The following is a 23,596-nucleotide window of genomic DNA, read 5'->3' on the forward strand; positions in this document are numbered from 1 at the left end:
GGGAGTTGGTGGAGATGACTGAAGCGGCCGGAAGGGACGCCGAGCACGATCTGGAGTCCCATTTCGAGGCGACGATCTCGCGGGACCAGCGCATCGAGCCGCGCGACTGGATGCCGGAGGGGTACCGCAGGACGCTGATCCGGCAGATCGCCCAGCACGCGCACTCGGAGATCATCGGCATGCAGCCGGAGGGCGAGTGGATCACCAGGGCGCCCTCGCTGCGCCGCAAGGCGATCCTGTTCGCCAAGGTCCAGGACGAGGCCGGCCACGGCCTGTACCTGTACTCGGCCGCCGAGACCCTGGGCATCGACCGCGCGGAGCTCACCGAGCGCCTCCTCGAAGGCCGCCAGAAGTACTCGTCGATCTTCAACTACCCGACGCTCAGCTACGCGGACGTCGGTGTGATCGGCTGGTTCGTGGACGGCGCGGCCATCTGCAACCAGGTGCCGCTGTGCCGCAGCTCCTACGGGCCCTACGCGCGCGCGATGGTGCGGATCTGCAAGGAGGAGTCCTTCCACCAGCGGCAGGGCTACGAACTGCTGATGACCATGATGCGCGGCACCGAAGCCCAGCGGGAGATGGTGCAGGACGCCGTGAACCGCTGGTGGTGGCCGTCCCTGATGATGTTCGGCCCGCCCGACGACGACTCGCCCAACTCCGCCCAGTCGATGGCCTGGAAGATCAAGCGGCACAGCAACGACGAACTGCGCCGGCGCTTCGTCGACATGACCGTTCCGCAGGCGGCCCGGCTCGGCGTGACCCTGCCCGACCCCGAGCTGCGCTGGAACGAGGAGCGCGGCCACCACGACTTCGGCACCCCTGACTTCTCCGAGCTGAAGGCAGTCATCAGCGGCAACGGCCCGTGCAACGCGCAGCGGATGGACCGCCGCCGCACCGCCCACGAGGAAGGTGCCTGGGTGCGTGCGGCCGCCTGCGCCCACGCCGCCAAGCAGGCCGCCCGAGCCCGCGAGGAGGCAGTGGCGTGAGCGACACCGGGAACTGGCCCCTGTACGAGATCTTCATCCGCGGCAAGCGCGGACTCAACCATGTCCACGTCGGCTCGCTGCACGCGGCCGACGACCAGATGGCCCTCACCCACGCCCGCGACCTCTACACCCGGCGCAACGAGGGCGTGAGCATCTGGGCCGTGCGCTCCGAGCACATCGCCGCCTCCACCCGGGACGAGAAGGACCCCTTCTTCGACCCGAGCGCTGACAAGGTCTACCGTCACCCGACCTTCTACGACATCCCCGACGATGTCCCGCACATCTAGGAGCCGGTGATGAGCGACGACGACCACGTCTACCTGAGCCTGGCCGAGAGCCACGACGACAGCGACGCCCGCTGGGCCTTCGGCACCGGCTTCGAGGACCCGCTGTACGGCGTCGACACCTCCGTACCCGACGGCGTCGACGCCGCCGCCCTGGCCGACCTGTGCCTGGCGCTCGGCGACGACGCCCTGGTGCTGGCCCAGCGGCTCGCCGAATGGGTCAGCCGCGCCCCCGAGCTGGAGGAGGAGGTGGCACTGGCCAACATCGGGCTCGACCTGCTGGGCCAGTCCCGCCTGCTGTACTCCCGCGCCGGCCAGACCGACGGCACCGGCCGCGGGGAGGACGCCTACGCCTACTTCCGCGACGCCGCCGACTTCCGCAACGTGACCCTCGCCGAACTCCCCAACGGCGACTTCGCCTTCTCCGTCCTGCGGCTCCTGGTGTTCGCCAGCTGGCGGCTGGCCCACTTCACCGAACTGGCCTCCGCGTCCGACCCGGTGCTCGCGGCGATCGCGGCCAAGGGCGTGAAGGAGCTCGCCTACCACCGGCAGTACGCCGCCGAGTGGGTCGTACGCCTGGGCGACGGCACGGAGGAGTCGCACACGCGGATGCTGACGGCCCTGGAGGCGCAAGCACCCCACTGGGCGGAGCTGTTCGCCGCCCACGACGTGCGCGACGCGGTGCTGGCCGACCTCCACCAGGTCCTGGACACGGCCGGTCTCCCCATGCCGGACGTCCCGCCGTTGACCAGCCGGGGCCGGGAAGGCGAGCACACCGGCCATCTCGGCCCGCTCCTCGCCGAGTTGCAGAGCGTGGCCCGCGCCCACCCGGAGGCGACATGGTGACCCTCCTGACCGACGCGCGCCGGGCCCGGCACATCGCCGAGCAGGTGCCCGACCCGGAACTTCCCATGCTCACCCTCGCCGACCTGGGCGTGCTGCGGGACGTCACCGTCGAGCCCGACGGCACGGTGGTCGCCGACCTCACGCCGACCTACTCGGGCTGCCCCGCCATGGCCGAGATGCGGGCCGGCGTCGCCGCCCGCCTCCGGGGCGCCGGCTTCGGCCGCGTGGAGATCCGCACGGTCCTCGACCCGCCGTGGACCAGTGACTGGATCACCCCCGATGGGCGCCGCAAACTCGCCGAGCACGGCATCGCGCCGCCCGGCGCCGCGCCCCGGCGCTCCGCGGGTCCCGTCCCGCTGGACCTGTCGCCCACCCGGCGCACGGTTCCGTGTCCCCGCTGCGGATCGGCCGCCACCGAGGAGACCTCCCGGTTCGCGGCCACCTCCTGCAAGGCACTGTGGCGCTGCCTCAGCTGCCGGGAGCCGTTCGAGTACGTCAAGGAGATCTGATGGCAGAGCTGACGGCACCGACCGCCGGTGCCCCCGCGACGACACCACGCCGGCGCCGCCCTGCCTTCCACCCCCTGAGCGTCGCCGCCGTCCAGCCCCTGTGCGCGGACGCCGTGGCGGTCACCTTCGACATCCCCGCGGCCCTCACCGAGGAGTTCGCCTTCGGCCCCGGCCAGTCGCTCACCCTCCGCCGCGAGGTCGACGGGCGGGACGAGCGGCGCTCCTACTCGATCTGCTCTCCGGCCGGCACCGCGCCCCGCATCGGCGTCCGCGAGGTGCCCGGCGGACTCTTCTCCTCCTGGCTGGTCCACGAGGTGCGTCCGGGTGACACCGTCGAGGTGATGGCCCCCACCGGAGCCTTCACCCCCGACCTCACGGTGCCCGGCCACCACGTGCTCATCGCGGCCGGCTCGGGCATCACCCCCATGATGTCCATCGCCGAGTCGGTCCTCGCCGCCGACGACCGTTCGACGGTGACGCTGTTCTACGGCAACCGCCGCACCGACACCGTGATGTTCGCCGACGAACTCGCCGACCTGAAGGACGAGTACCGCACCCGCTTCCACCTCGCCCACGTCCTCTCCCGCGAACCCCGGGAGGCCGAACTCCTCTCCGGCCGCCTCGACGGCGACCGCCTGGGCGCGCTCGTCGCGGGCCTGGTCGACGTCGAGGGCGCCGACCACTGGTGGCTGTGCGGCCCGCACGGCATGGTCCTCGACGCGCAGAAGGTCCTCGCCGGACTGGGCGTCCCCGCCGGCCGGATCCACCAGGAGCTCTTCTTCGCCGACGAGCCGATCGAGCCCGTCCGCCACGAGGACGCGGTGGCGACCGGCCCGGCCAGCGAGGTCACCGTCACCCTGGACGGCCGCTCCACCACCGCCCGCCTCCCGCGCGGGCGCACCATCCTCGACTCCGCCGCCCGTATCCGGCCGGACCTGCCCTTCGCCTGCAAGGGAGGCGTCTGCGGGACCTGCCGCGCCCGCATCACGGACGGCGAGGCCGACATGCGCCGCAACTACGCCCTGGAACCCGCCGAGGTGGCCGCCGGCTACGTCCTGACCTGCCAGTCCTACCCGGTCTCCGAGTCGTTGACGGTCGACTACGACAGCTGACGGCCCGCGGCGCCCTCAGGAGCCGCCGCGCTCGCGTGGGATCTTCTGCCCGGCCTCGACCGCCACCGGCAGCCGGTTCTCGGCCGGTGGCAGCGGGCAGGTGGCCAGGTCCGTGTAGGCGCACGGCAGGTTCGCGGCGCGGTTGAAGTCCAGGACGACCGTGCCGTCGGCGGCGGGCGGGCCGACGGTCAGGGACCGGTTGGCGGCGTAGGTGGTGACCCCGGAGGTGGCGTCGGTGAACAGCACCATCAGCGCGCCCGGACCGTGCCCGGGGAACGCGGTCAGGGACAGCTGCTGCCCCGCCAGCTCGAACTCGATCCGGCCCGGAGCGTCGTAGACGTGCTCAAGTCCCTCCACCGCGGCGCCCACCGTGGTCGGCCGCGGCTCGTCGAAGGGCACGTACCGGCCGGTCACCGCCCAGCGCGGGTCGGGCGCGTAGGCGGGGGTTCCGGTGAAGGCGGTGCGCAGCGGAGCGTCCGGGTGCCGGGGGCGCACGATGTCGTTCCCGCCGCGCTTGGCGACCTCGATGACCGCGTCGCCCCAGACCGCTTCGACACCGCTGCGTTCGGCAAGTACGCCGAAGCGGTGCTCGCCCCGCACCGGCGTCCCGTGGACGACCAGCTCCTCGCCGTCGTCCAGGGTGACGACGACCCCGTCCGGGCCGGTGCGCCAGGCGCCCGGTGCGTCGGGGAAGCGCTGCGGGCGCTCGTCGAGCCAGTGCAGGCCGGTGATGGCCAGGAACCCGTGCGGGTCGGAGATCCGCGCCTCCTGGGCGCGGTGCCAGTCCTGCCAGCTCTCGGTGAAGACCTGGAGATCCCTCGTGGTGGCCTCAGTCGTCATGCGTCCTCTTTCGTCGGGCGAGGCTCTGCGACAGCAGTACCAGTCAGAACGGGGGCGGACGAACCCGCATTCCGGTCCACGTGTGACAGCTTCTTGTCGGTCATGTGTCGCCGGGAGCCGCACACCACCCACCGCGCGGTCGAACGCGTCTTCGTCAGGGAGGTGTGAGGGTGTCGAGTTGTGCCGCGAGGTCGGGGTGGGTGCCGGTCAGGTGGGGGCGGGTGTCCTGGAGGGGGCGGATGAGCTCGGCGGCATCGTCCTGGGCGAGGGCCGCGTGCAGCCGGCCGAGCGGCAGGCGGGCCGCGGTGGGCAGGTCGGTGAGGGCGGTGATCTGGCCGGCGAGGCGGCGCAGGTCGGCCGCGTTGCGGCGGGCCCAGGCGGCGGCCGTGCGGTCGGCGGCGCGGCGTTCGCGGGTGGCCTGGACGCGTTGCTCGCCGGTGCTTCCGGCCGGGCCGGGACGGCCGCGCAGGTAGCGGCGTTCCGCGGCCTGGCGGCTGGCGACGCCGAGGGGGTGGGCGAGATCGGCCCAGCTTGCTCCCGCGTCGCGGGCGGTCTCGATCAGACCGGTCTCCCACCCGGCGAGCCGCTCGCGCACCTGCCGCAGCAGGAGGAGGGAGGCCAGGGCCTCGTCGGTGCCGACCTCGTGAACCCCGGGAGAGCCCTGGACCTGCTGCCGGGCGGCGCGCAGGGCGTCGTCGATGGCCTCCAGGGCCGCCGCGGCGGCGAAGAACGACGCCGGGCTGTCCGCGTCGGCGCCGGGTGGAGTCGGCTGGTCGGCCCGGGTCATGGGCACCTCCCTCGGGTTGTCATCCTACGGACGACACCATGTTTGTCATCCGATGGATGACATGTTACAACGGTTTCAGTGAGGCGCATTGGCAGCAACTGCCCGAACCTTCTGGAGGTGTTTTCCGATGTTGATGCGCACTGACCCCTTCCGTGAGCTCGACCGGCTGGCGCAGCAGCTCATGGGCCCCGGCACCTGGTCGCGGCCGTCGCCGATGCCCATGGACGCCTACCGCGAGGGCGACCAGTACGTGGTGGCCTTCGACATCCCCGGCGTCAGCGCGGAGGCGATCGACATCGACGTCGAACGGAACATGCTGACCGTCAAGGCCGAGCGCCGACCGGTGGCGAAGGCCGACGACGTGCAGATGGAACTGTCGGAGCGGCCGCTGGGCGTCTTCTCCCGCCAGCTGGTGCTGGCCGACACGCTGGACACCGAGCACATCCAGGCCGACTACGACGCGGGTGTCCTCACCCTGCGCATCCCGATCGCCGAGCGCGCCAAGCCCCGCAAGATCGCCATCGGCGTCGGGTCCGGCCGCAAGGAGATCTCCGGCTGAGCCGGACGGACAAGGGCTCGACAGCGGCGGAGGACGGGTGTCTGTTCGCCCCCCTGCCCGTCCTCCGCGCCCCGAAGGCCGGGGAAAGCGCCCGCCGCGAGCCCGCCTCATCACCCATCCACCGGTGACCGCACGCCGGCACCACGACCCCGGTGAACAGAAAGGCAACCACCGCAGTGATGTCCGACCGACCCGCACCGTTCCAGCAGCCCTACGACAGGGCGTACGAGCAGATGCTGGAGAAGGTCCGCTACGACGGCGCCTACGCCACGCGTGAGAGGGCCGAGGACGCCGTCCGCCTGGTCCTCGCCGGGCTGGGACGCCAACTGACCGGCGACGAACGCGTGGAACTGGCCGCTCGCCTGCCCTTCGAGGCCGCGCGCATCCTCACCGCCCAGATCCCTGACACCCGGGAGCTGACCGGCTGGGCGTTCGTCAAGGACCTCGCGGCTCGCACCGGCGCCTCCCAGGCCACGACGCGCTGGGACACCGGGTCCGTCTTCGCCGCCGTGGCATCCTGCGCGGGTCCCGACCTGCTGACCCGCATCCTGCGGCAGCTTCCCCCCGGCTACGCGCTGCTGTTCGGGCGTGCCGAGCTGACCCCCGCCGCGTAGTCGGCGAAGGCCCGTGGCGCGGGGCGGAAGCGACAGCGGCCGTCGCTGTCCGCCCCGCGCTCGGGCGCGCCCGCCGGTATCACGCAGAGAGAAATGGCTACCCAGCAGCACGATGCCTGTGGGCGCAGCCGTCAGGAGGCGGACATGACGGAGCACAGTCAGGAGGACTCCCCACCGCTCGACGCCGACCCACCCGGGCCGGAGGAGCTCGCCCGGAAGATCGGCCAGTTGCAGCGGGAGATCGGGCAGCTCCAGGAAGCCGTGGTCTCGCATGCGGTGATCGACCAGGCCATCGGCGTCGTCGTATCCCTCGGTGGGCTCCCTCCCGACCTGGGCTTCGGTGTTCTGCGGACGGTCTCCCAGCAGACGAACATCAAACTGCGCGAGGTCGCGGAGCAGATCGTCGGCTGGCCCGGCGGCAAGGAACTCTCCGAGGACATCCGGCAGGCCCTCAAGGCCGCACTGGCCCAGGAGGGTTCCGCCTGACCACATATCCGAGCCGGGGTCGACGGCGGAACTTCAGGACCGGGGCCGACGGAACGACCGCCAGGGCGACATCCCCCTGGCGGCTGAGGAGACGGTGACCTGACGGGTGTCCGGACCGCGCCGCCACCGCTGTCGAGCCGCTCGCCGACGCGATCGATTGCGTCAACTGACGTAGTTCGCGGAACACGCCGTATCCCCACGGTGCCGACACCCTTGCGACCGCGTGCGGAAGTTGCCACGCTGGATGCCGGCACCGCTTGCTCCTGCTCTCACCACGGCGTTCGCGAGACCGCCGGCCCCGACCAGTCCCGGCTCGATACGTTCGTGCGCGCAGCTCTCCCTCCCGGCGCTGATGCGCGTACCCCGCGCCCGAGCACCACAGCGACCGGCCGGTCGGCCGCCGCCTCACCTGTGGAGCACACCATGGACACGAGCGAGGAGGCCGCCCGCGGCCTGACCGACATCCAGGACTTCCTGTACCAGCAGGCCCATCTACGAGCGGCACGGCGGCGCGTCTCGGCCTTCGTCGCACGGGAGCCGGGGCTGACCCAGGAGCAGAAGTCGGACATCGAGCGCTGGTATCTCCAGGAACAGGCCTACGTGGCCCACATGGTGACGGAGCACATCGCCGCCAGCGTCAGCGCGGTGGAACAGCGGCACCACGCCCGGTTCGGCCGGTGGCTGCGCGGCACGCTGACCGCGATGCTCCTGGTCACCGCGGCCATGGCACTGTGCGTCACCATGGTGCTGGTCGGCGCGTCGTAGCCACTGCTTGCGACCGTCGTGGGCCCTGCTGCCGCCCGGCGCGGGCCCTACTTCTGCCCGGCGAGCCAGTCGGCGAACCTGACCTCGCCGAGGTGCGCGTCCGGGCCCGGCAGGAGCGTGTCCTCCTGGAGCTCGGCGCCCCAGTACGTCGCCCGCGGGTCCGTGACGATCGTGCGGGGGTCGTCCTGGGCTGCGAGCCCCATCCGGATGAACTCCTCCAGTTCGAAGCTCTCCGGGCCGCCGGCCTCCACCACGCCGTTCACCGGGGCGCCGACCGCGGCGCGGCCCACGGCCGCGGCCACGTCGTCGGAGACCATCGGCTGGATCCGGCCGGCGGGCAGCCGCACGGTGTCGCCCTCGGTGACCCCGTCGGCGAGCCCCTTCGCGAACTCGAAGAACTGGGTCGCGTGGACGATGGAATAGGGGATGCCGGACGCCTTGATCAGCTCCTCCTGGGCCTGCTTGGCCCGGAAGTACCCGCTGCCCTGGAGCCGTTCGGTGCCCACCACGGACAGCGCGACATGGTGCCCCACGCCGGCCTCGGCCTCCGCCTTCAGGATGTTGGCCGTGGAGGCGCGGAAGAAGTCCATGACGGCCTGGTCCTCGAACGAGGGGGAGTTGGACACGTCGACCACGACCGAGGCGCCCTGAAGAGCCTCGGCCAGGCCCTCGCCGGTGAGGGTGTCGACGCCGGTGCTCGGCGCGGCGGCGACCGCCTCGTGGCCCTGCTCGTGGAGCCCCCGGACCAGCTTCGAGCCGATGAGCCCGGTGCCACCGATCACTACGACCTTCATGACGGAATTCCTCTCGGGATCTCTCTGGTGCTTGCATCAGAAGAGACCGGACAGCCCCCTCGCGTGTGACACGCGGTCGGAAAACCCCGGGGGAACGGGTGGGTCACCCGTCCAGCGACGCCACGTAGGGAGCCAGCTTGGCGGGGTTCATCACCCACAGGAGGCGTTCGATGCCGCGCTCCGACACGTCGGCGGTCAGCAGGGCCACCGCGGTTCCCGAGGCGGAGACCAGGACGGCCGGCCTGCCGTTGGCCTCGACCCAGCGCACCTGGGCCTGCGGCCAGAAGCGCGGGGCGAAGGCGACGAGGTACCGGGAGACGTGCGGCAGCCCGGACACCGGGATCCGCGACGCCCCGCGCACGCCGCCCCCGTCGGCGTAGCTGACGACGTCCTCGGTGAGGACCTCCTCCAGCACCGACAGGTTGCCGCTCTGCGCGGCGGCGAGGAACACCTCGAGGAAGCGCCGGTGCTCGGCGGAGCCGACCGGCTCCCTGCGCTCCGCCGCCAGCCGCTTGCGGGCCCGGCTCACCAGCTGCCGCGCATTGGCCTCGCTGGTCTCCACCATGTCCGCGATCCGCCGGTACGTGTAGTCGAACGCCTCCCGCAGCACGTACGCGGCCCGCTCCACCGGATTCAGCTTCTCCAGCAGGAAGAGCACCGCCATGTCGAGCGCCTCCGCGCGCTCGGCGCCCAGCTGTGGATCGAGGCTCGTGTCGACCGGCTCGGGCAGCCAGGGCCCGACGTACGACTCCCGGCGCACCCGGGCCGACTGCGTGAAGTTGATCGCCAGCCGGGTGGTCACCGTGGCCAGGAAGGCGGCCGGCTCGAGGACACCGGCACGGTCGGTGTTCTGCCACCGCACCCACGCCTCCTGGACGATGTCCTCGGCCTCCACGACGCTGCCGGTCACGCGGTAGGCGATACCGAAGAGCTGCGGACGCGCGGCGACGAACTCCTTCGTCGCCCGGTCGAGGGAGTCGGCGTGGTCACCGGCGCGCATCCATGTCCTCCAGGGTCCGACCAGCATGCTACAAGCCGGTCCGGCCCCGGCCGGTGCGCGGCAGGCCGGAGGCCGCGAGGCCCCCCGGAAGGCCCCTGCGTTATCTGAAGGACGCCGGAGAACTCTTGGAGGTCAAGCGCAGGGCAGCGGCCGGTAAAGGCGCGGGCAGGGGCCGGTGATGTCGGCCTGATGCCTGACATGTGATGGCCAGGTGGTCATGTGGTGTTCATGTGGCAGCAGTTGGGCTGGGCAAGGGTGCGGTCGTTGTCTGCTCAGCTGCTCGTCGGGAGGGCGTCATGACCACACACACAGAGTCGACAGAGGACAGATCGGCGGAGGGCCCGGAGGGGCTCAGCCGCCGTCACGCGCTGGGCCTGCTGGGGACCGCGGGCGCGGGCGCGGCCGCCACCGGTCTGCTGGGAGCGGGTACGGCAAAGGCCGCCCCGCTCGCCGCTCCGGCCTTCCACCTCACCGCGGACTCCTCCGGCGCGCCCCCCGTCCAGGGCCTGCACCTGACCTTCGGGGCTGACCCGCGCACCCAGATGACGGTGTCGTGGATCACGGATCGACCGGTGACCAAGCCCGTCGTGCGCTACGGCACCCTGGAGCACGGCTTCGGCTCGAGCAAGAAGGCCCAGACCGTCACCTACGTCGACGGCACCTCGAACCGCACCGTCTACGTCCACCACGCCCTGCTGAAGGGGCTCGCCCCGGACACGGACTACCTCTACCTCGCCACGCACGAGGGGGCGACCCCCGACAGCGGCACGTTCCGCACGGCTCCGCAGGGACGCCGCCCGATCACCTTCACCAGCTTCGGCGACCAGTCCGCCCCGCAGGTCACCTGGGCGGCAGACGGATCCGTCGGCCTGGACGCCAACTCCACGCCCGCGACGAAGGACATCGTCACCGGCGTCGAGCAGGTCGCCCCGCTGTTCCACCTCCTCAACGGCGACCTCTGCTACGCCAACCTGGACGTCGACCGGGTGCGTATCTGGAACAACTTCTTCACCAACAACACCCGTTCGGCGCGCTTCCGCCCCTGGATGCCGGCGGCCGGCAACCACGAGATCGAGAAGGCCAACGGTCCGCTGGGCCTCGGCGCCTACCAGGCGTACTTCTCGCTGCCCTCCACCGAGACCGACGCCGAACTCGCCGGCCTGTGGTACGCGTTCACGGCCGGATCGGTGCGGGTCATCGTGCTGCAGAACGACGACAACTGCCTCCAGGACGGGGGCGACATCTACATCAGCGGCTACTCCGGCGGCCGTCAGCTCGCCTTCCTGGAGAAGGAACTGAAGGCGGCGCGCTCCTCGAAGGACGTCGACTGGGTGGTCGTGGCCATGCACCAGGTCATGGTCAGCTCCTCGGACGCCAACGGCGCCGACCTCGGCCTGCGCGAGAAGTACGGTCCGCTGTTCGACCGCTACGGCGTCGACCTGGTGCTCTGCGGTCACGAGCACAACTACGAGCGGTCGCTGGCCGTCCGCGGCGTGGTGAACGGGAGCGAGACGCTGACGCCCAACCCGGTCTCCCAGGTCACCGACGACATCGACGCCGACCTGGGCACCGTGCACATGATCCTCGGCGGCGGCGGTGTCTCGGGCACCACGAACCAGAAGTTCTTCAACGACGGCACCGGCAAGGTGATCACCGCCGTGTCCTCGACCGCCGGGTCGAACGGCAAGCGCACCTCCACCTACGTGAAGGAGCAGGCGGTCTGGGTGGGCGTCCGGGACGTCGAACACCCCTACGGCTTCGCCGCCTTCACCGTCGACCCCGGCCGGCACCCCGGTGACACCACCCGGATGCACGTCACGTACTACAACGTGAACAAGCCGAACGGAGACCTATCGGTCTTCGAGACGTTCAGCCTGCACCGCAAGCGCTCGGACGGCCACGCCGGCTGATCGGCGACCAGCGGGGACGCGGTCCGGGCGGCAACCGCCCGGCCCGCTCCGCGTCCCGGTCCGGGCGAGGCGGAGGCTGCTCGGGCCGCCGTGGCCGAAAACCGCGAACTCCCCCCGCGCCCAAGGGAGATCGAGGCGTGGCGCCCACTGGAAATACCTGGCTGAGCGCGGATAAGCTCCCGGATGGGGGCGAGATGGTGGGGAAAGCCGGACGCCGCCGCCCGGACCGTGGCGCCGTCACATCGATCCCACGGTTCGGCAACATGTCAAGCGTGTCGCTGTTCCGCCGGTTGACTGCCGCCCGGCGTGGACGTGCGGGGCAGTGTCCGGTGGTGCCGCAGTGATGTCGAGGTCAATCACTCGTGGAAGGAAGTGCCGTGGCACCGGTGCTGGTCGGACTCGAAGGTCTGCTGGCGGGGGAGCGCATCCCGGTCCTGGACACCCGCGTCACCTTTGGGCGCAACTCGGAGAACACCGTCGTCATCTCCAGCCTCAGCGTCTCCCGCTTCCACGCGGAGATCGTCTTCGACGAGGACAAGGGTTACGTCCTGCGCGACCTGGAGAGCAGCAACGGCACGCTGGTCAACGGGGAGGAGGTGGAGTCGCGGCTGCTGCAGCCCGGTGACGAGATCACCCTGGGCGACCAGGAGTTCCGCTTCGAGGTGGCGGACGCCATGGAGACGCTGATGGCGCTCTCCCTGCCCCGTTCCGTCACGCACGCCGGACAGCAGGGCGAACAGGGGCCCGTACTCAAGGTCACCATCGCCGGCGGCGGCCCTGTCGGGCTGTCCCTGGCCCTGCTCCTCGAGCATTTCCTCGGGGCCCAGGTGAAGATCACCGTCTACGAGGGCAGGTGGCGCAAGCAGGGCCGTACCGTCGTCTGGAAGGGACAGGACGAGGGCAACGTGCGGCGCCAGCAGGTGGTCACCGTGCAGAGCCGCCAGTACCTCGCGTGGCCCGAGGAGGTGCAGGCGCGCCTCTTCGACCCGGACCACTACACGGAGATGTGGCCCTCCGGCCCGGACTCGGTCGGCGACCACAGCCCGCGCAACATGCGCATCGCCTACATCGAGGACCGGCTGCTGGAGCTGGCCAACGAGAAGCGCGACCGGATACGCCTCATACCCGCCCGGTTCGACGCGGCACAGGAGCAGGAGGCGCTCGCCTCCCAGCACGTGCTCGCCATCTGCGACGGCGGCCGCTCGCGCACCCGGGACCACTTCGCCGCCCGGTTCGGCAAGGCCGACGAGTCGATCTACTCCCTCGACGGCCGCCACCTCCAGGACGTCGTCCTCGGCCTGCGCGTGAAGTCCGGCCTGCCCGACCCCATGGCGGTCCTGCTGACCGTCGCCCAGAACCGCTTCCTGCTCAACTCGCTGCGCGGCGAGGGCTTCCTCAACATGCGGCTGACCGACGCCGAGGCGGCCGAGGTGATCGGCCTGGACCCGGTCCGGCGCGTCTTCGAGGAGTGCATCGCCTCCCGGCCGTGCCTGATGGACCGCGACGAGTACGGCGACTTCCAGTGCTCGACCCACGGCACGCTGTTCCTGCCCGCCCTGGTCAAGGGCTCGGCCCTGTGGCGGCGGGTGCAGGAGGGACTGCTGCTGTACGGCGTCGAGGCCGACGACCTGTCGGCGGTCACCAGCTTCCGCCTGGACATGGTGCAACGCCCGCGGTTCTCCGCCGAGTTGCTGCCCCCCACCACGACCTCGCCGGGCACCTACGGCTTCCTGCTGGGCGACGCCGCCAACGCGATCCACTTCTGGCCGGGCCGCGGCCTCAACAGCGGCCTCGCCTCCGCCATCTCCCTGGCCCGTTCCCTCAACGGGGCGTGGAACGGCAGGTCGTTCCGGGACGCGGACTTCCTCCGCCACGAGGCGGCGATGTCGATGCTGCAGTACCGGCACAAGAGCCGGGCCTGGAAGGCGATGGTCACCACCGACGAGCGGGGCGTCACCTGGGCGATCAAGGACATCATCGGCCACGGCATCGACGGGATCCCCGAGGAGCCCGACCGCGAGGCCGACACCACGACGCTGCTGGAGCGCATGCAGGCCATCCGCGACCGCCTGGCGCCCCGCCTGCCCGGAATGCCGGACGACGAGGCGATCCTGGCACGCCTGCGCACCCTGCAGCCCGCCACCCTGCGCATGCTCGTCCTCAGCGGCGCCTGGGACACGCTGACGATGGGCGGCGAGGAAGTCGACATCGACATCTTCTACGGCCAGGACTCGTCCGCGGCCGCCGCGGCCGTGGAGGCACTGGAACCGGCCGTCCAGGCCTAGGAAGAGTGGCCTCGGGGGCTCAGCCGATGAGGGGCGTGCCCGGGGCGAGGACGGCCAGGCCCTGCAGGACGGCTCTGGGGACGATGACGCGGTCCCAGTCCCGTTGCAGGGCTCGGGCGTTGGCAGGGGTCTGGTGGGCGTCGGCGGCCGCCGTGAGTTCACGGTTGACGGGCGCGCTGATGCGCAGGTGGAGCAGCACCCAGACCGCCGGCAGCAGGAAGGCCGCTCCTGCGGTCGCCGACCGGGCGGGGTGGCCGGCCGCCGCGGCGAGCACGGATGCCGCGGCGAGCACGGGTGCCGCGGCGAGCACGGATGCCGCGGCGGCGGCCAGGATGCCGAGGATTCCGGGGGCCTGCATCCGCCGGTCGGCGAAGCGGTGCACGTTGCCCATGACCGCCGTGAGGGCGGTGTCGTCGACGCGCGCGAGTGCGGATCGCTGGACCAGGGCGCAGAAGACATCGGTGCCGTAGACGACCCCCGTGCTCATGATCGCCAGGAGTGCGGCGAGCTGCGAGAGCAGTGTCATGCCTGGGCCTCCAGGCGGCCGCGCGGCGGCAGGACACCGATCTGCCGGAACATCTGCCGAGGTCGAAGAGGCTGCACGTCGAGGTCGCCGAGCGGGTCCCGCTGGCCGAACTGCAGGCGCCCGGGTCGCCCCCGACCCCGAGTGGTCACTGGATCCCGGGTGGGCGCAGCTGTTCACCGCACTGGCCGTACGGCCGCTCGACACCGCCCAGTCCCACGCCCTGCTCGCCGCCCGGGGGGTCCCGGCCGAACAGCGCGGCGCCTACGTCGCCTTCGCCGGAGGCAGCCCGCTCGTCCTCTCGCTCGCCGCATCCGTGCCCCCGGCCGCACCCGGCGCACCGTGGGAGCCGACTGGCGACGTCCTGACGACCCTGGTCGAACGGCTCGTGGGCGACCTGCCCAGCACCGTCCACCGGCGCGCCCTCGAGGTCGTCGCACAGGCCTACGTCACCCGCGAGCCCCTGCTGCGCGCGGTGCTGGGCGACGAGGACACCGACAAGGTGTTCTCCTGGCTGCGCCAACTGCCCTGCATCGAGGCCGCTCCCGAGGGGCTGCACCCGCACGACGCGGTGCGGGCGACCCTCGAGGCCGACCTGCGCTGGCGGGACCCCGAGCGCTACGACGACGTACGCGTCCGTATCTCCCTCGCCGGCCTGCAGGCTGTCCGGGGCGCCGCCGCCGACGACGCGTTGCTGCGGGTCGCGGAGTGGATGTTCCTCTTCCGCCGCCAGGGTGGACCGGACGACCTGTACAACTACCGGACCCATCCGCACATCGAGGACACTCCGCTCCGGCCCGAGGACGTGCCCGGTGTGCTGCGCATGGCCGAGGAGGCGGAGGGCCCGGCATCCGCGGCGGCGGTCGAGCACTGGGTGCGCCGCCAGCCGGAGGCCTTCCGCGTCCACCGCTACGCGGGCTCCTCCGCACCCGTGTCCTTCATGGCCGTTCTGCGGCTGGACGCACCCCGGCCCGAGGACTGCGCCGAGGACCCGGTGATCGCGGCGGTCTGGGAGCTCGTGGAGACGGCCGCTCCCCTGGGGCCGGGCGAACACCTGGGCATCCGCCGCTTCGCCGTGCAGTCCGGCGGGCACCAGCGGCCCTCGCCCCTGATGGAACTCATCAGCCGGCGCGCCATCGGCGAGGAGATGAGGACCCACGGACGCGCGGTGGCCTTCACCGTCTTCGAGGACGCGGACCGGTGGGGGCGCTACCTCGCCGATGCCGGGATGCCGGAGGGCGCGGCCGTGGACGTCGGCGGGCGGCGACAGCACGTCTTCGGCCGGGACTGGCGACGGCAGACGGTGGAACAGTGGGTGCAGCACCGGGCCCGTACGGTGGTCACGCCCGTGGCGACCTGGCCCGCGACCGCCGCCCTGAGCGGGCCGGGCGGCCCGTCGGCGCGCGCCGCGTTCGCGGAAGCCGTCCTCGATGCGCTGCGCACCTGGCACACACCCCGTGCCTTCGCGACCAACGCACTGCTGCACTCCCCTCTCGTGCCGCCGGGATCAGCCGACCCGGTCGCCGACCTGCGCCGCGCCGTCATCGCCGCGCTCGACGCGCTGCAGACCGACCCGGCGGGCGTCAAGGCCCACGAGGCTCTCACCGCCACCTACGTCACGGCCTCCCGCACCCACAGGGCCGCCGCCCGACGACTCGGGGTGCCCTACGGCACCTACCGGCGCCACCTGGCCTGGCCAAGGAACGCCTCACCGAACAGCTGCTGCGGCAATCGGCCTCGACACCGGGCCACACCGCGGATTCCCTTGGGCGGCGGTGAGCAGGGTAGGTGGCAGGAGCAGCCGGTCGAGTCGCGTGAGGGGCGCTCAGCGCCTCGTCTCGTACCGGGTCAGGATCACGCCGCAGGGAAGCGTCCGCGTCTCCACCAGGTTCAGGTTCACCCAGCTGTCCAGCGCGGTGAAGAAGGGCGTGCCGCCGCCCACCAGGACCGGGGCGGTGGCCAGCACGTACTCGTCGATCAGCCCGGCTCGCATGGCCGCTCCGGCGAGCGTGGCGCCGCCGATGTCCATCGGGCCGCCGTCCTCGGCCTTGAGCCGGGTGATCTCGGCGACCGCGTCGCCGGTGACCAGGCGGGTGTTCCAGTCGACCTTGTCGATCGTCGAGGAGAACACCACCTTCGACATGTTCCGCCAGCGGCGGGCGAACTCGGTCTCCGCCGGGGTGACGTCGGGTTGCCGGCCGGCGGCCGGCCAGTAGGAGCTCATCGTCTGCCACAGCCTGCGCCCGTACAGCGACAGCTCGGTCGCCTCCAACTGGTCGGACCAGAACTGGAACAGCTCGCCGCTCGGCACGCTCCAGCCGATGTCGTCGCCGGGGGCGGCGATGTAGCCGTCCAGGGACAGGTTCATGCCGTAGACAAGTTTGCGCATGGCGCCAGCCTTCCGTGCGTCGGTCTCACCCGTGCTGACCGGCGCGGCGCGCGAAACTCATCGGTGCGCGACCCGAGTTCGCCTGCAGTCCTCAACCGCCACCGGGCCGGCCCAGCGGTGTGCCGCGCGCGGTGGCGCGGTGGTGGGCCCCCGGCGAGACCCAGTCGCCGGCGGTCGACGATCGCGTGGACACGGAAGCCACCGCCGAACGGCGGCCCCCGGCGAACTCGTCCGCGTGCCGGCGGGCCGGGGCGGCGGCGCCACGCGCGAACAGGCCGTCGTTCACGTCGCAGTCGAGGATGAGGGCGGTCCCCGGCCACACCGTTGGGTACGAGGCGATGGCCTCGATCTTCGACGCCACGTGGTCGAACTCCGGGCCCACGGGCCCGGCCGTCCCGTGCCGGTTGTCGGCGACCGATTCTTGATCCATGTTTTACGTCCCCCGGGGAACTGGAACCCGTACTGAAGCAGTCTGACGGACAGTGGGGCCTGTCGAGGCCGCGGAGCGAGACGAGTGAGTGGGGCAGGGCGTGGGACGGCGCAAGGGCGGCATAGGCATCGCAGTCGGTACGGTCGCAATGCTGGTGGGTGTGACCGCCTGTGGCGGTGGGGGCAGCAGCGACAAGGCGGGCGGGGACGACGCGAAGGCGTCCGGGAAGCCGAGCGCGAGCGCCTCGCCCAGTCCCACGAAGCCCGCGGGGCCGCCGATGCTGCTGGACACGATCACCCCGCAGACGGGCACCACGGTCGGCGTGGCCATGCCGATCTCGGTGATCTTCACGAACCCGGTGGCGGCCAAGGCGCGGGCCACGGTCGAGAAGCACATGAAGGTCAGCACCTCGCAGCCGGTGGTCGGCGCCTGGCACTGGATGGGCGACCGGCGCGCCGACTGGCGACCGAAGACGTACTGGCCCTCCGGCACGAAGGTGCGGATCGACGCCGACATGACGGGCGTCAGCAACGGCAACGGACGCTACGGCGTGCACGGCTACACGCACACCTTCACGATCGGCGACGACGTGCGGGCGGACGTCTCGGTGACCGGCCACACCATGAAGGTGACCCGCAACGGCCAGACGGTGCGCACCCTGTCGATCAACGCGGGCAGCGCCCAGTACCCGACGTGGGACGGCACGATGGCCGTCATCGACAAGCAGGAGAAGGTCCACATGACCTCCTGCAGCGTCGGCATCAGCTGTGACAAGGGCAGCCCCAACTTCTACGACCTGACGCTGCCCTGGGACGTCCACCTCACCCAGTCGGGCACCTACGTGCACTACTCGACCGGCGACCCCAACCCGGGCAGCGGCAGCGCCCGCGGTTCGCACGGCTGTGTCCACCTGTCCATGTCGGACGCGAAGTGGTTCTACGGCCAGGTCAAGCAGGGCGACCCCGTCACCATCACCGGCTCGCCCCGCGGCAAGGCCCCGGCCGACAACGGCTACGCCGACTTCAACCTGGGCTGGGACCAGTGGCTCACGGGCAGCGCGTCAGGAGAGCAGACGTCCACGGCGCTCTGACCCGCGGGGGGAGGGCGGCCGGCTCTCCTGCGGGAGGGGCGGCGGCCCTCCCGCCTGGGCCGGCCCAGGACGACTCCGGCCAGGACCAGGACGAGTCCGCACAGTTGCCGAACGGTCAGCACCTCTCCGGCGGCCGTCGTGCCGAGCAGGACGCCCGTGACGGGGTTGAGCAGTCCTATCAGCCCGACCGTCCCCGCGGACAGGTGCCGTAGCCCGGTGAACCAGGCGGCGAAGGCCAGTGCGGTGGCGACCAGGGAGACGTAGCCGAACGCGAGAAGCGCCGACGCGGAGAGCGCGGGCGGCGGACCCTCGACGGCCGCGGCGACCGGGAGCAGGAAGAGACCCCCCGCCACCAGGCCCGGCGCGAGGCCCTCGAACTCCGCGACCTCTGCGCGGCGCTCGACGAGCAGAACACCAACTGGCCCTCATCGCTTCCTCATCGGGCGACCGCACGACTCCGTACGGCACGCGCGGGCCGCCCTCGACGCCAAGCAGCACATCGGGGACGCCTTCGGGATCGCCGTGGTCATGGATCTCCTGGCCATCGCCCTGGCCGACGCGGGGGAGGACCCCGCGGCCGCCTGCGCCTTCGGTGCGGCGGCGCGCTTCTGGGAGACGGTCGGACATCCGCAGCGCGGCACCCCGGAGATGGCGGCGCTGCGCGGCGACTGCGAGGACAGGCTGGTACGCCGCATGGGACTGAAACGGTACGGCCAGCCCTTCCGCCGGGCGGCCGCCGGTGACGTACGCTCCCTGGTGTCCTGGGGAGCGTACGGCGGACCCGTGCCCGAGGAGTGGCACCGCGCGTCGAGGCCGGTGCTCAGCTCAGGCCGAAGCTCTGTGCGCCGGACCCGTTGCAGTCCCAGATCTGCAGGCGGGTGCCGTTGGCGGTGGCGCCGCTCGGGGAGTCGAGGCAGCGTCCGGACTGGGGGTTGAGGAGGGAGCCGTCGGCCTGCTGGACCCATTTCTGCCCGCCAACGCCCCAGCGTGGAGAGGGAGTTGTCCGAGCCGTGGTACCAGTGCTGGTCGATCGCGTACGACTGGCAGCCCCACAGCTGTACGGCGGCTCCGTTGCCGCCGGTGTCGTCGGCGGCCACGTCCACACACGTGCCGCCGGGGCCCTTGACCGGCCCGCCGGCGTTCACCGAGAACTTCTGTGCGCCGGACCCGTTGCAGTCCCAGATCTGCAGGCGGGTGCCGTTGGCGGTGGCGCCGCTCGGGGAGTCGAGGCAGCGTCCGGACTGGGGGTTGAGGAGGGAGCCGTCGGCCTGCTGGACCCATTTCTGCCCGCCCGAGGGTCGACAGCGAACCGTCGGGGTTGTGCGTCCAGTGCTGGTCCTCGGCGTACGTCTGGCAGTCCCACAGCTGTACGGCGGCCCCGTCGGTGCCGGTGTCGTCGGCGGCGACGTCCACGCACGCGCCGCCCGGACCCGTGATCGTCCCCTGCGGGCCGTTCGGCACGTCCGTCTCCCCGCTGTAGCCGACGGAGACGATGTTCGCCTGCACGGCGTTCTCGGCGGCGTCGGTGGGATAGCCGGAGACCATCACGCCCTCGAAGAAGGTCCCCCGGTTCCAGTTGCTGTTGTCGCCCCCGATGCCCAGGATGATGCCGCCCTCCTGCTGCATGGGCCGGTACCCGCCCCGCGTCGGCAGCGCCCCGTCCCACCACGTGGACAGCCCCCCGGCCCGGGAGTCGCCGCCCTTGAGCGCGTACCGGGTCTGCCCGTTGTTCTTCAGCACGGCGGTGACGAAGGTGGAGCCGTTGCCCCGGTTCGCGGTGTTGGAGCCGTTGTCGCCCTGGAACATGCCGTTCTCCAGGTCGGCCTCCACCCACGGGCCGTTCCCGGTGCACGGCGCGAAGTAGCAGGTGGTGGCGATGGAAACGGCGTCCATGTGCCCGTTGCCGGTGTCGGCCGGGGTGCGCTCGGCGTTGCCGTAGTCGAAGCAGCAGGCGGATCCGACATGGGTGCCGCTCGCCACCATGTACGCGCCCTCGGGCTGTCCGCCGACGGCGACACCCGAGGCGACGCCGGTGTAGCGGTAGCCCACGCCCGGTGAGATCCACAGCCCGTACACCTTGTGGCCGCCCGCCGTGACGGCGATCTCGGACGCGTCGGCACCCCGGTCGGCACCCGTGCCGGCGGTACCGGCGGGCCCGGGCGTGAGGTCGTTGTGCCGGCCGCTCTGGTCGTAGATCCTCGTGACCCGGCAGCCGCCGTCGGCAGCACAGAAGGCGTCCTGGGCCGCCGCGTCGGCGTACCCGTCCTGCGTCAGGGGCCCGATGTCGGCGGTGGCGCCGTCCGAGACGCGGGTCACCTGGTACAGCGGGCCGTCGTAGGAGGACAGCAGGGCGCGGGTGACGCTGTGCGCGGCCACGCACGGGGTACCCGCCGCGGCGTAGATGTCACACGGCGGCGAGCCGGCGGCCTGCGAGTCGGCCGGGAACCCGAGCAGCAGCCCGAGAGCGAGTCCGAAGGAGGCGAGGACGGCCGCCACCCGCGGCCAACGGATCCAGACGCTTGGCGAGTTCATGACATTCGGGGGCGGGGATCCGGGCATGCACGTCCCTTCGAGGCTGGAGTGGGGGAGGCCGCACTGCCGTGCGGCGACACAGCTCTCAGATCGGCTCGGCCCGGAACTTACGCACGCTGTTCGAGTCCGTCAATATTTGTTTCCTTTTTGGTTCAGACCAAGCCTGGAGGGCGGTGGTTGCGGGAGCCCGGGACGCGCGTGTGAACAGCGCCGTTCCGGGGCAACCGGTGTGGTGGGCGGTGTGCACTTGCGTGAACCCGGCCCGGCCACCCCGCCGGCGCCGGTCACGGAACTGCCCCGGCAGGTCCGCGACGATCTCGTACGCAGGCTCCGGCGGAACAACCGGGCCTTGCGCAGCGACGACGTCCAGATCGTCGAACCCCCGCCGCTGCGGCGCGCGGTCGGCGCGTCGGCGCTCGGCAACTGCATGGAGTGGTTCGACTTCGGCGCCTCGCCCAGGACTCGGCGCACAGCGAGTTCCGGACCATCGTGACGCGGCACTGGCCCGCGCTGCTCGTCTGCATGGGCCTGGTGCTGCTGTACAACGTCACCAACTACATGGTCACCGGATACCTGCCGACGTACCAGTCCGAGCCCCTGCACCGCTCCAGCGGCTCGGCCGACCTCCTGGTGCTGATCGGCATGGTCTGGATCGTCGTGCTGATCACCTTCGTCGGGCGGCTCAGCGACCGGATCGGACGGCGTCCCGTCTACGGGATCTCCGCGGCCGCCATGATCCTGCTCGCGGTGCCGTCCTTCCAGCTGATCAGGATGCACGGCACCTGGCCGCCCGTCCTCGGCGTGCTGCTCCTCGCCACCCTGCTGGCCTGCTTCGCCGCGCCGAGCGCCGCGACCCTCCCGGCCCTCTTCCCCACGGCCGTCCGCTATGCCGCGATGGGCTTGAACATCGCGGTCGCGGCCTTCGGCGGCACCACACCGCTGGTGACCGCGGCCCTGGTCAACGCCACAGGCGACGACCTGATGCCCGCCTACTACCTGATGCTGGCCGGCGCGATCGGCCTGCTGACCGTCCGCTTCCTGCCGGAGAGCGCCCAGGTCCCGCTCGCCGGCTCCCGCCCCATGGTCGGTTCACGCGCGGAACAGCGCCGGATGATCAGCACGTCGAAGGAGCTCTACGCCGCGTGCCTGCGGGACCGGGCGGCTGTCGGGGGCACAGGTCGGCCTTGGGACGGTCGATCTCGGACTCGCGCCCGTCGGCGCAGGCGACGCGCAGCCGGTGGTCGTGGTCAGGTGACGCGCTCGAGACGGGTCGGGGAACCCACCGTCTGGCTGCCTTCGTCGCCGAGCGCCAGGGTGTCCGATCCCTCCTTGGACAGGGTGTAGACGTTGCCGGGTCTGCACGCCACACCCAGCGAAGGATCCGTGGGGGTGCTGGTGACCGCCTGGAACACCATCGACGTTTCGTGTGTCTCCTGCAGCCGCAAGGTCTCGGTGCAGCCGATGTCGTCCCCGCTGCCCGCCTCGGTCACATGGCTGACCTGCCGGCCCACCAGATCTCCCCGCTCGGCGGCATGCAGGGTGAGGGTCACGGACACCTTCGTCGTACGGGCGTTGAACACGCCGTCGCCCGCGGTGCTGCCGGGACCGGTGCCCTGCCAGGTCCCGACCCAGGACGCGGGCAGCGCGTCCGCCGCTGCCGGGCCGGACGGGGACGCGGAGGGCGAGGGCGTCGCCGGCGGAGTCGTACCGCCCGTGGCCTTGCCGTCCCCGGATCCGCCCCACCAGACCGCCACGGCGACGGCCGCGGCGACGACCGGCACTCCGACGGCCACGATCGCCGTCCGGGAACGCCCCGGCCCGCTCCGGGCGGCAGGGGGAAAGGGGCCGCTCCCGGTCGGCGGACCGTACACCGGCGCCGGACCGAACCCCGGCGGCGCGGGCGCAAGCGGCGGAGGCGCCGGCGCAATCCGCGGCGGGACGGTGGCGGTCGACGCCTCCAGCAGGGCCCGCAGCTCGGCCTCCCGCGCGGCGAGGTCCTCGGCCAGACCCGGCGGCGGTACGGTGACCCACTCCGGGGAGCCGGTTCCGAGCTGCTCCAGCAACTCCTGCGCGGTGGGACGGGATTGCGGCGCCTTGTGAAGACAGGCCGCCAGCACCGGCAGCAGGGACGGCGGCACGCCGTCGAGCCGGGGCTCCTCGTGCACGATCCGGTAGAGCAGCTGCGCCGCCGAGGGCTCCTCTCCACGGCGCAGGAAGGGCCCTGCACCCGTGGCCGCGTACACCAGGACCGCCGCGAGCGCGAAGACGTCGCCGGGCTCCGCCGCGGCCCCGCCCGTGACCTGCTCGGGAGCCATGTATCCGGGCGAGCCGATGACGCCGCCCGTGCGGGTGTGGCGGGTGTCGTCGGCGGCCCGGGCGATACCGAAGTCGATGAGCAGCGGATGGTGGCGGCCGAGCAGCACGTTGGACGGCTTCACGTCCCGGTGCGCGAGCCCCGCCCGGTGCACGGCCCGCAGCCCCTCGGCGAGTTCGGCTCCCAGGGCCAGGACCGCGGCCTCGGGCAACGGTCCGTGCCGGTGCACCCAGTCGGCGAGGGTCGGCGCCGCGACGTACTCCGTGGCCAGCCACTGCGGCCGCTGCCCCGGGGCGCTGTAGTCGACGACCGAGACCGTCCACGGCGAACGGACCTGGTCGCTGCTGGCGATCTCACGCGCGAACCGTTCCTCGAACCCCGGATCCAGGCCGAGTTCGCTCCGCACGGTCTTCAGCGCCAGCGGCCGGCCGGAGGACGTACGGGAGAGGAAGACCTGACCCATGCCTCCCTCCCCGAGCCGCGCCAGCAGCGGGTAGCCGCCGACGGCGGGCGGATCCGTGGGATCGGGACTTCTCATGAA

General features: G+C 72.0%; 22 protein-coding genes and 4 pseudogenes. 13 read left to right on the forward strand and 13 right to left on the reverse strand.

The window, feature by feature from the left end:
- Positions 1-14 precede the first annotated feature (14 nt).
- Genes paaA through paaE form a run of 5 tightly spaced genes read left to right on the forward strand, consistent with a single transcriptional unit; the run spans position 15 to position 3,737 of the window.
- Complete coding sequence (gene paaA / locus JF597_RS34925; protein ID WP_294004674.1) at positions 15-986, forward strand: 1,2-phenylacetyl-CoA epoxidase subunit PaaA; 972 nt, start codon at positions 15-17, stop codon at positions 984-986.
- Complete coding sequence (paaB, locus tag JF597_RS34930) at positions 983-1,273, forward strand: 1,2-phenylacetyl-CoA epoxidase subunit PaaB (RefSeq protein WP_093507257.1); 291 nt, start codon at positions 983-985, stop codon at positions 1,271-1,273. The genes paaA and paaB overlap by 4 nt, the downstream gene beginning before the upstream one ends.
- 9 nt (positions 1,274-1,282) lie before the next feature.
- Positions 1,283-2,116, forward strand: a complete 834-nt coding sequence (gene paaC, locus JF597_RS34935; protein ID WP_294004681.1) for a 1,2-phenylacetyl-CoA epoxidase subunit PaaC — start codon at positions 1,283-1,285, stop codon at positions 2,114-2,116.
- A complete protein-coding gene (gene paaD, locus JF597_RS34940; RefSeq protein WP_294004683.1) occupies positions 2,110-2,625 on the forward strand; it encodes a 1,2-phenylacetyl-CoA epoxidase subunit PaaD in 516 nt (171 codons plus the stop codon). The genes paaC and paaD overlap by 7 nt, the downstream gene beginning before the upstream one ends.
- Positions 2,625-3,737 (forward strand): 1,2-phenylacetyl-CoA epoxidase subunit PaaE, encoded by a 1,113-nt coding sequence (gene paaE, locus JF597_RS34945; RefSeq protein ID WP_294004686.1) that lies wholly within the window; start codon positions 2,625-2,627, stop codon positions 3,735-3,737. The genes paaD and paaE overlap by 1 nt, the downstream gene beginning before the upstream one ends.
- A 15-nt stretch (positions 3,738-3,752) precedes the next feature.
- Here the strand turns inward: paaE and JF597_RS34950 are convergent, their stop codons facing one another.
- Together JF597_RS34950 and JF597_RS34955 are read right to left on the reverse strand one after the other, a co-directional pair.
- Positions 3,753-4,577: a DUF1684 domain-containing protein gene (locus JF597_RS34950; protein WP_294004689.1), complete on the reverse strand. Its 825-nt coding sequence runs from the start codon at positions 4,575-4,577 to the stop codon at positions 3,753-3,755.
- A gap of 154 nt (positions 4,578-4,731) precedes the next feature.
- Positions 4,732-5,364, reverse strand: coding sequence for a type III effector protein (locus tag JF597_RS34955; RefSeq protein ID WP_294004692.1), 633 nt, complete (start codon positions 5,362-5,364; stop codon positions 4,732-4,734).
- A gap of 127 nt (positions 5,365-5,491) precedes the next feature.
- Here JF597_RS34955 and JF597_RS34960 point away from each other — a divergent pair, with 127 nt between their 5' ends.
- The 4 genes from JF597_RS34960 (at position 5,492) to JF597_RS34975 (ending at position 7,788) form a co-directional block, all read left to right on the forward strand.
- Positions 5,492-5,923 (forward strand): Hsp20/alpha crystallin family protein, encoded by a 432-nt coding sequence (locus tag JF597_RS34960; RefSeq protein ID WP_294004695.1) that lies wholly within the window; start codon positions 5,492-5,494, stop codon positions 5,921-5,923.
- Between the two features lie 176 nt (positions 5,924-6,099).
- Positions 6,100-6,537 (forward strand): DUF2267 domain-containing protein, encoded by a 438-nt coding sequence (locus JF597_RS34965; protein WP_294004761.1) that lies wholly within the window; start codon positions 6,100-6,102, stop codon positions 6,535-6,537.
- 144 nt (positions 6,538-6,681) lie between these two features.
- Positions 6,682-7,023: an ANTAR domain-containing protein gene (locus tag JF597_RS34970; RefSeq protein WP_294004698.1), complete on the forward strand. Its 342-nt coding sequence runs from the start codon at positions 6,682-6,684 to the stop codon at positions 7,021-7,023.
- 423 nt (positions 7,024-7,446) lie between these two features.
- Entirely contained in the window at positions 7,447-7,788 is a 342-nt protein-coding gene (locus tag JF597_RS34975) for a hypothetical protein (protein ID WP_294004702.1), read from the forward strand.
- 47 nt (positions 7,789-7,835) lie between these two features.
- On the opposite strand, the gene JF597_RS34980 is transcribed toward JF597_RS34975, so the two are convergent.
- Both JF597_RS34980 and JF597_RS34985 read right to left on the reverse strand, forming a co-directional pair.
- On the reverse strand, positions 7,836-8,582 hold the full coding sequence (locus tag JF597_RS34980; RefSeq protein ID WP_294004705.1) for an SDR family oxidoreductase: 747 nt from the start codon (positions 8,580-8,582) through the stop codon (positions 7,836-7,838).
- 103 nt (positions 8,583-8,685) lie between these two features.
- Positions 8,686-9,582, reverse strand: coding sequence for an RNA polymerase sigma-70 factor (locus JF597_RS34985; protein ID WP_294004708.1), 897 nt, complete (start codon positions 9,580-9,582; stop codon positions 8,686-8,688).
- Positions 9,583-9,878: 296 nt separating this feature from the next.
- Here JF597_RS34985 and JF597_RS34990 point away from each other — a divergent pair, with 296 nt between their 5' ends.
- Positions 9,879-11,492 (forward strand): metallophosphoesterase family protein, encoded by a 1,614-nt coding sequence (locus JF597_RS34990; RefSeq protein ID WP_294004711.1) that lies wholly within the window; start codon positions 9,879-9,881, stop codon positions 11,490-11,492.
- Positions 11,493-11,869: 377 nt separating this feature from the next.
- The gene (locus tag JF597_RS34995; RefSeq protein ID WP_294004715.1) at positions 11,870-13,777 is read left to right on the forward strand and encodes an FHA domain-containing protein; all 1,908 of its coding nucleotides are present in this window, start codon (positions 11,870-11,872) and stop codon (positions 13,775-13,777) included.
- A gap of 19 nt (positions 13,778-13,796) precedes the next feature.
- On the opposite strand, the gene JF597_RS35000 is transcribed toward JF597_RS34995, so the two are convergent.
- The 4 genes from JF597_RS35000 to JF597_RS35015 all read right to left on the reverse strand — a co-directional run bounded on the left by JF597_RS35000 (position 13,797) and on the right by JF597_RS35015 (position 17,119).
- On the reverse strand, positions 13,797-14,303 hold the full coding sequence (locus JF597_RS35000; protein WP_294004718.1) for a DUF1772 domain-containing protein: 507 nt from the start codon (positions 14,301-14,303) through the stop codon (positions 13,797-13,799).
- 145 nt (positions 14,304-14,448) lie between these two features.
- On the reverse strand, positions 14,449-15,207 hold the full coding sequence (locus JF597_RS35005) for a hypothetical protein (RefSeq protein ID WP_294004721.1): 759 nt from the start codon (positions 15,205-15,207) through the stop codon (positions 14,449-14,451).
- Positions 15,208-16,125: 918 nt separating this feature from the next.
- Entirely contained in the window at positions 16,126-16,689 is a 564-nt protein-coding gene (locus tag JF597_RS35010; RefSeq protein ID WP_294004724.1) for a dihydrofolate reductase family protein, read from the reverse strand.
- 91 nt (positions 16,690-16,780) lie between these two features.
- A complete protein-coding gene (locus JF597_RS35015; RefSeq protein WP_294004727.1) occupies positions 16,781-17,119 on the reverse strand; it encodes a hypothetical protein in 339 nt (112 codons plus the stop codon).
- Between the two features lie 148 nt (positions 17,120-17,267).
- Between JF597_RS35015 and JF597_RS35020 the strand changes: the two genes are divergently transcribed.
- Positions 17,268-18,209, forward strand: coding sequence for a L,D-transpeptidase (locus JF597_RS35020; protein WP_294004764.1), 942 nt, complete (start codon positions 17,268-17,270; stop codon positions 18,207-18,209).
- On the opposite strand, the pseudogene JF597_RS35025 reads toward JF597_RS35020, so the two are convergent.
- The 4 genes and pseudogenes from JF597_RS35025 to JF597_RS35040 all read right to left on the reverse strand — a co-directional run.
- Positions 18,131-18,565: pseudogene (locus JF597_RS35025) on the reverse strand (DMT family transporter); the annotation flags it as partial. The gene JF597_RS35020 and the pseudogene JF597_RS35025 overlap by 79 nt on opposite strands.
- 464 nt (positions 18,566-19,029) lie before the next feature.
- Positions 19,030-19,314 carry an RICIN domain-containing protein gene (locus JF597_RS35030; RefSeq protein WP_294004767.1) on the reverse strand — a complete coding sequence of 95 codons (285 nt, stop codon included), beginning with the start codon at positions 19,312-19,314 and terminating at the stop codon, positions 19,030-19,032.
- Positions 19,265-19,741, reverse strand: a pseudogene (locus JF597_RS35035) (RICIN domain-containing protein); the annotation flags it as partial. The gene JF597_RS35030 and the pseudogene JF597_RS35035, both read right to left, overlap by 50 nt.
- Before the next feature lies 1 nt (position 19,742).
- Positions 19,743-20,768: pseudogene (locus tag JF597_RS35040) on the reverse strand (arabinofuranosidase catalytic domain-containing protein); the annotation flags it as partial.
- Positions 20,769-20,973: 205 nt separating this feature from the next.
- Between JF597_RS35040 and JF597_RS35045 the strand changes: the two are divergent.
- Positions 20,974-21,881 (forward strand): annotated as a pseudogene (locus JF597_RS35045) (MFS transporter); the annotation flags it as partial.
- Positions 21,882-21,988: 107 nt separating this feature from the next.
- Here JF597_RS35045 and JF597_RS35050 read toward each other — a convergent pair.
- Positions 21,989-23,593 (reverse strand): serine/threonine-protein kinase, encoded by a 1,605-nt coding sequence (locus JF597_RS35050; protein ID WP_294004730.1) that lies wholly within the window; start codon positions 23,591-23,593, stop codon positions 21,989-21,991.
- Positions 23,594-23,596: the final 3 nt, after the last annotated feature.

Source organism: Streptomyces sp. (assembly GCF_019510245.1).
Lineage (GTDB): Bacteria > Actinomycetota > Actinomycetes > Streptomycetales > Streptomycetaceae > Streptomyces.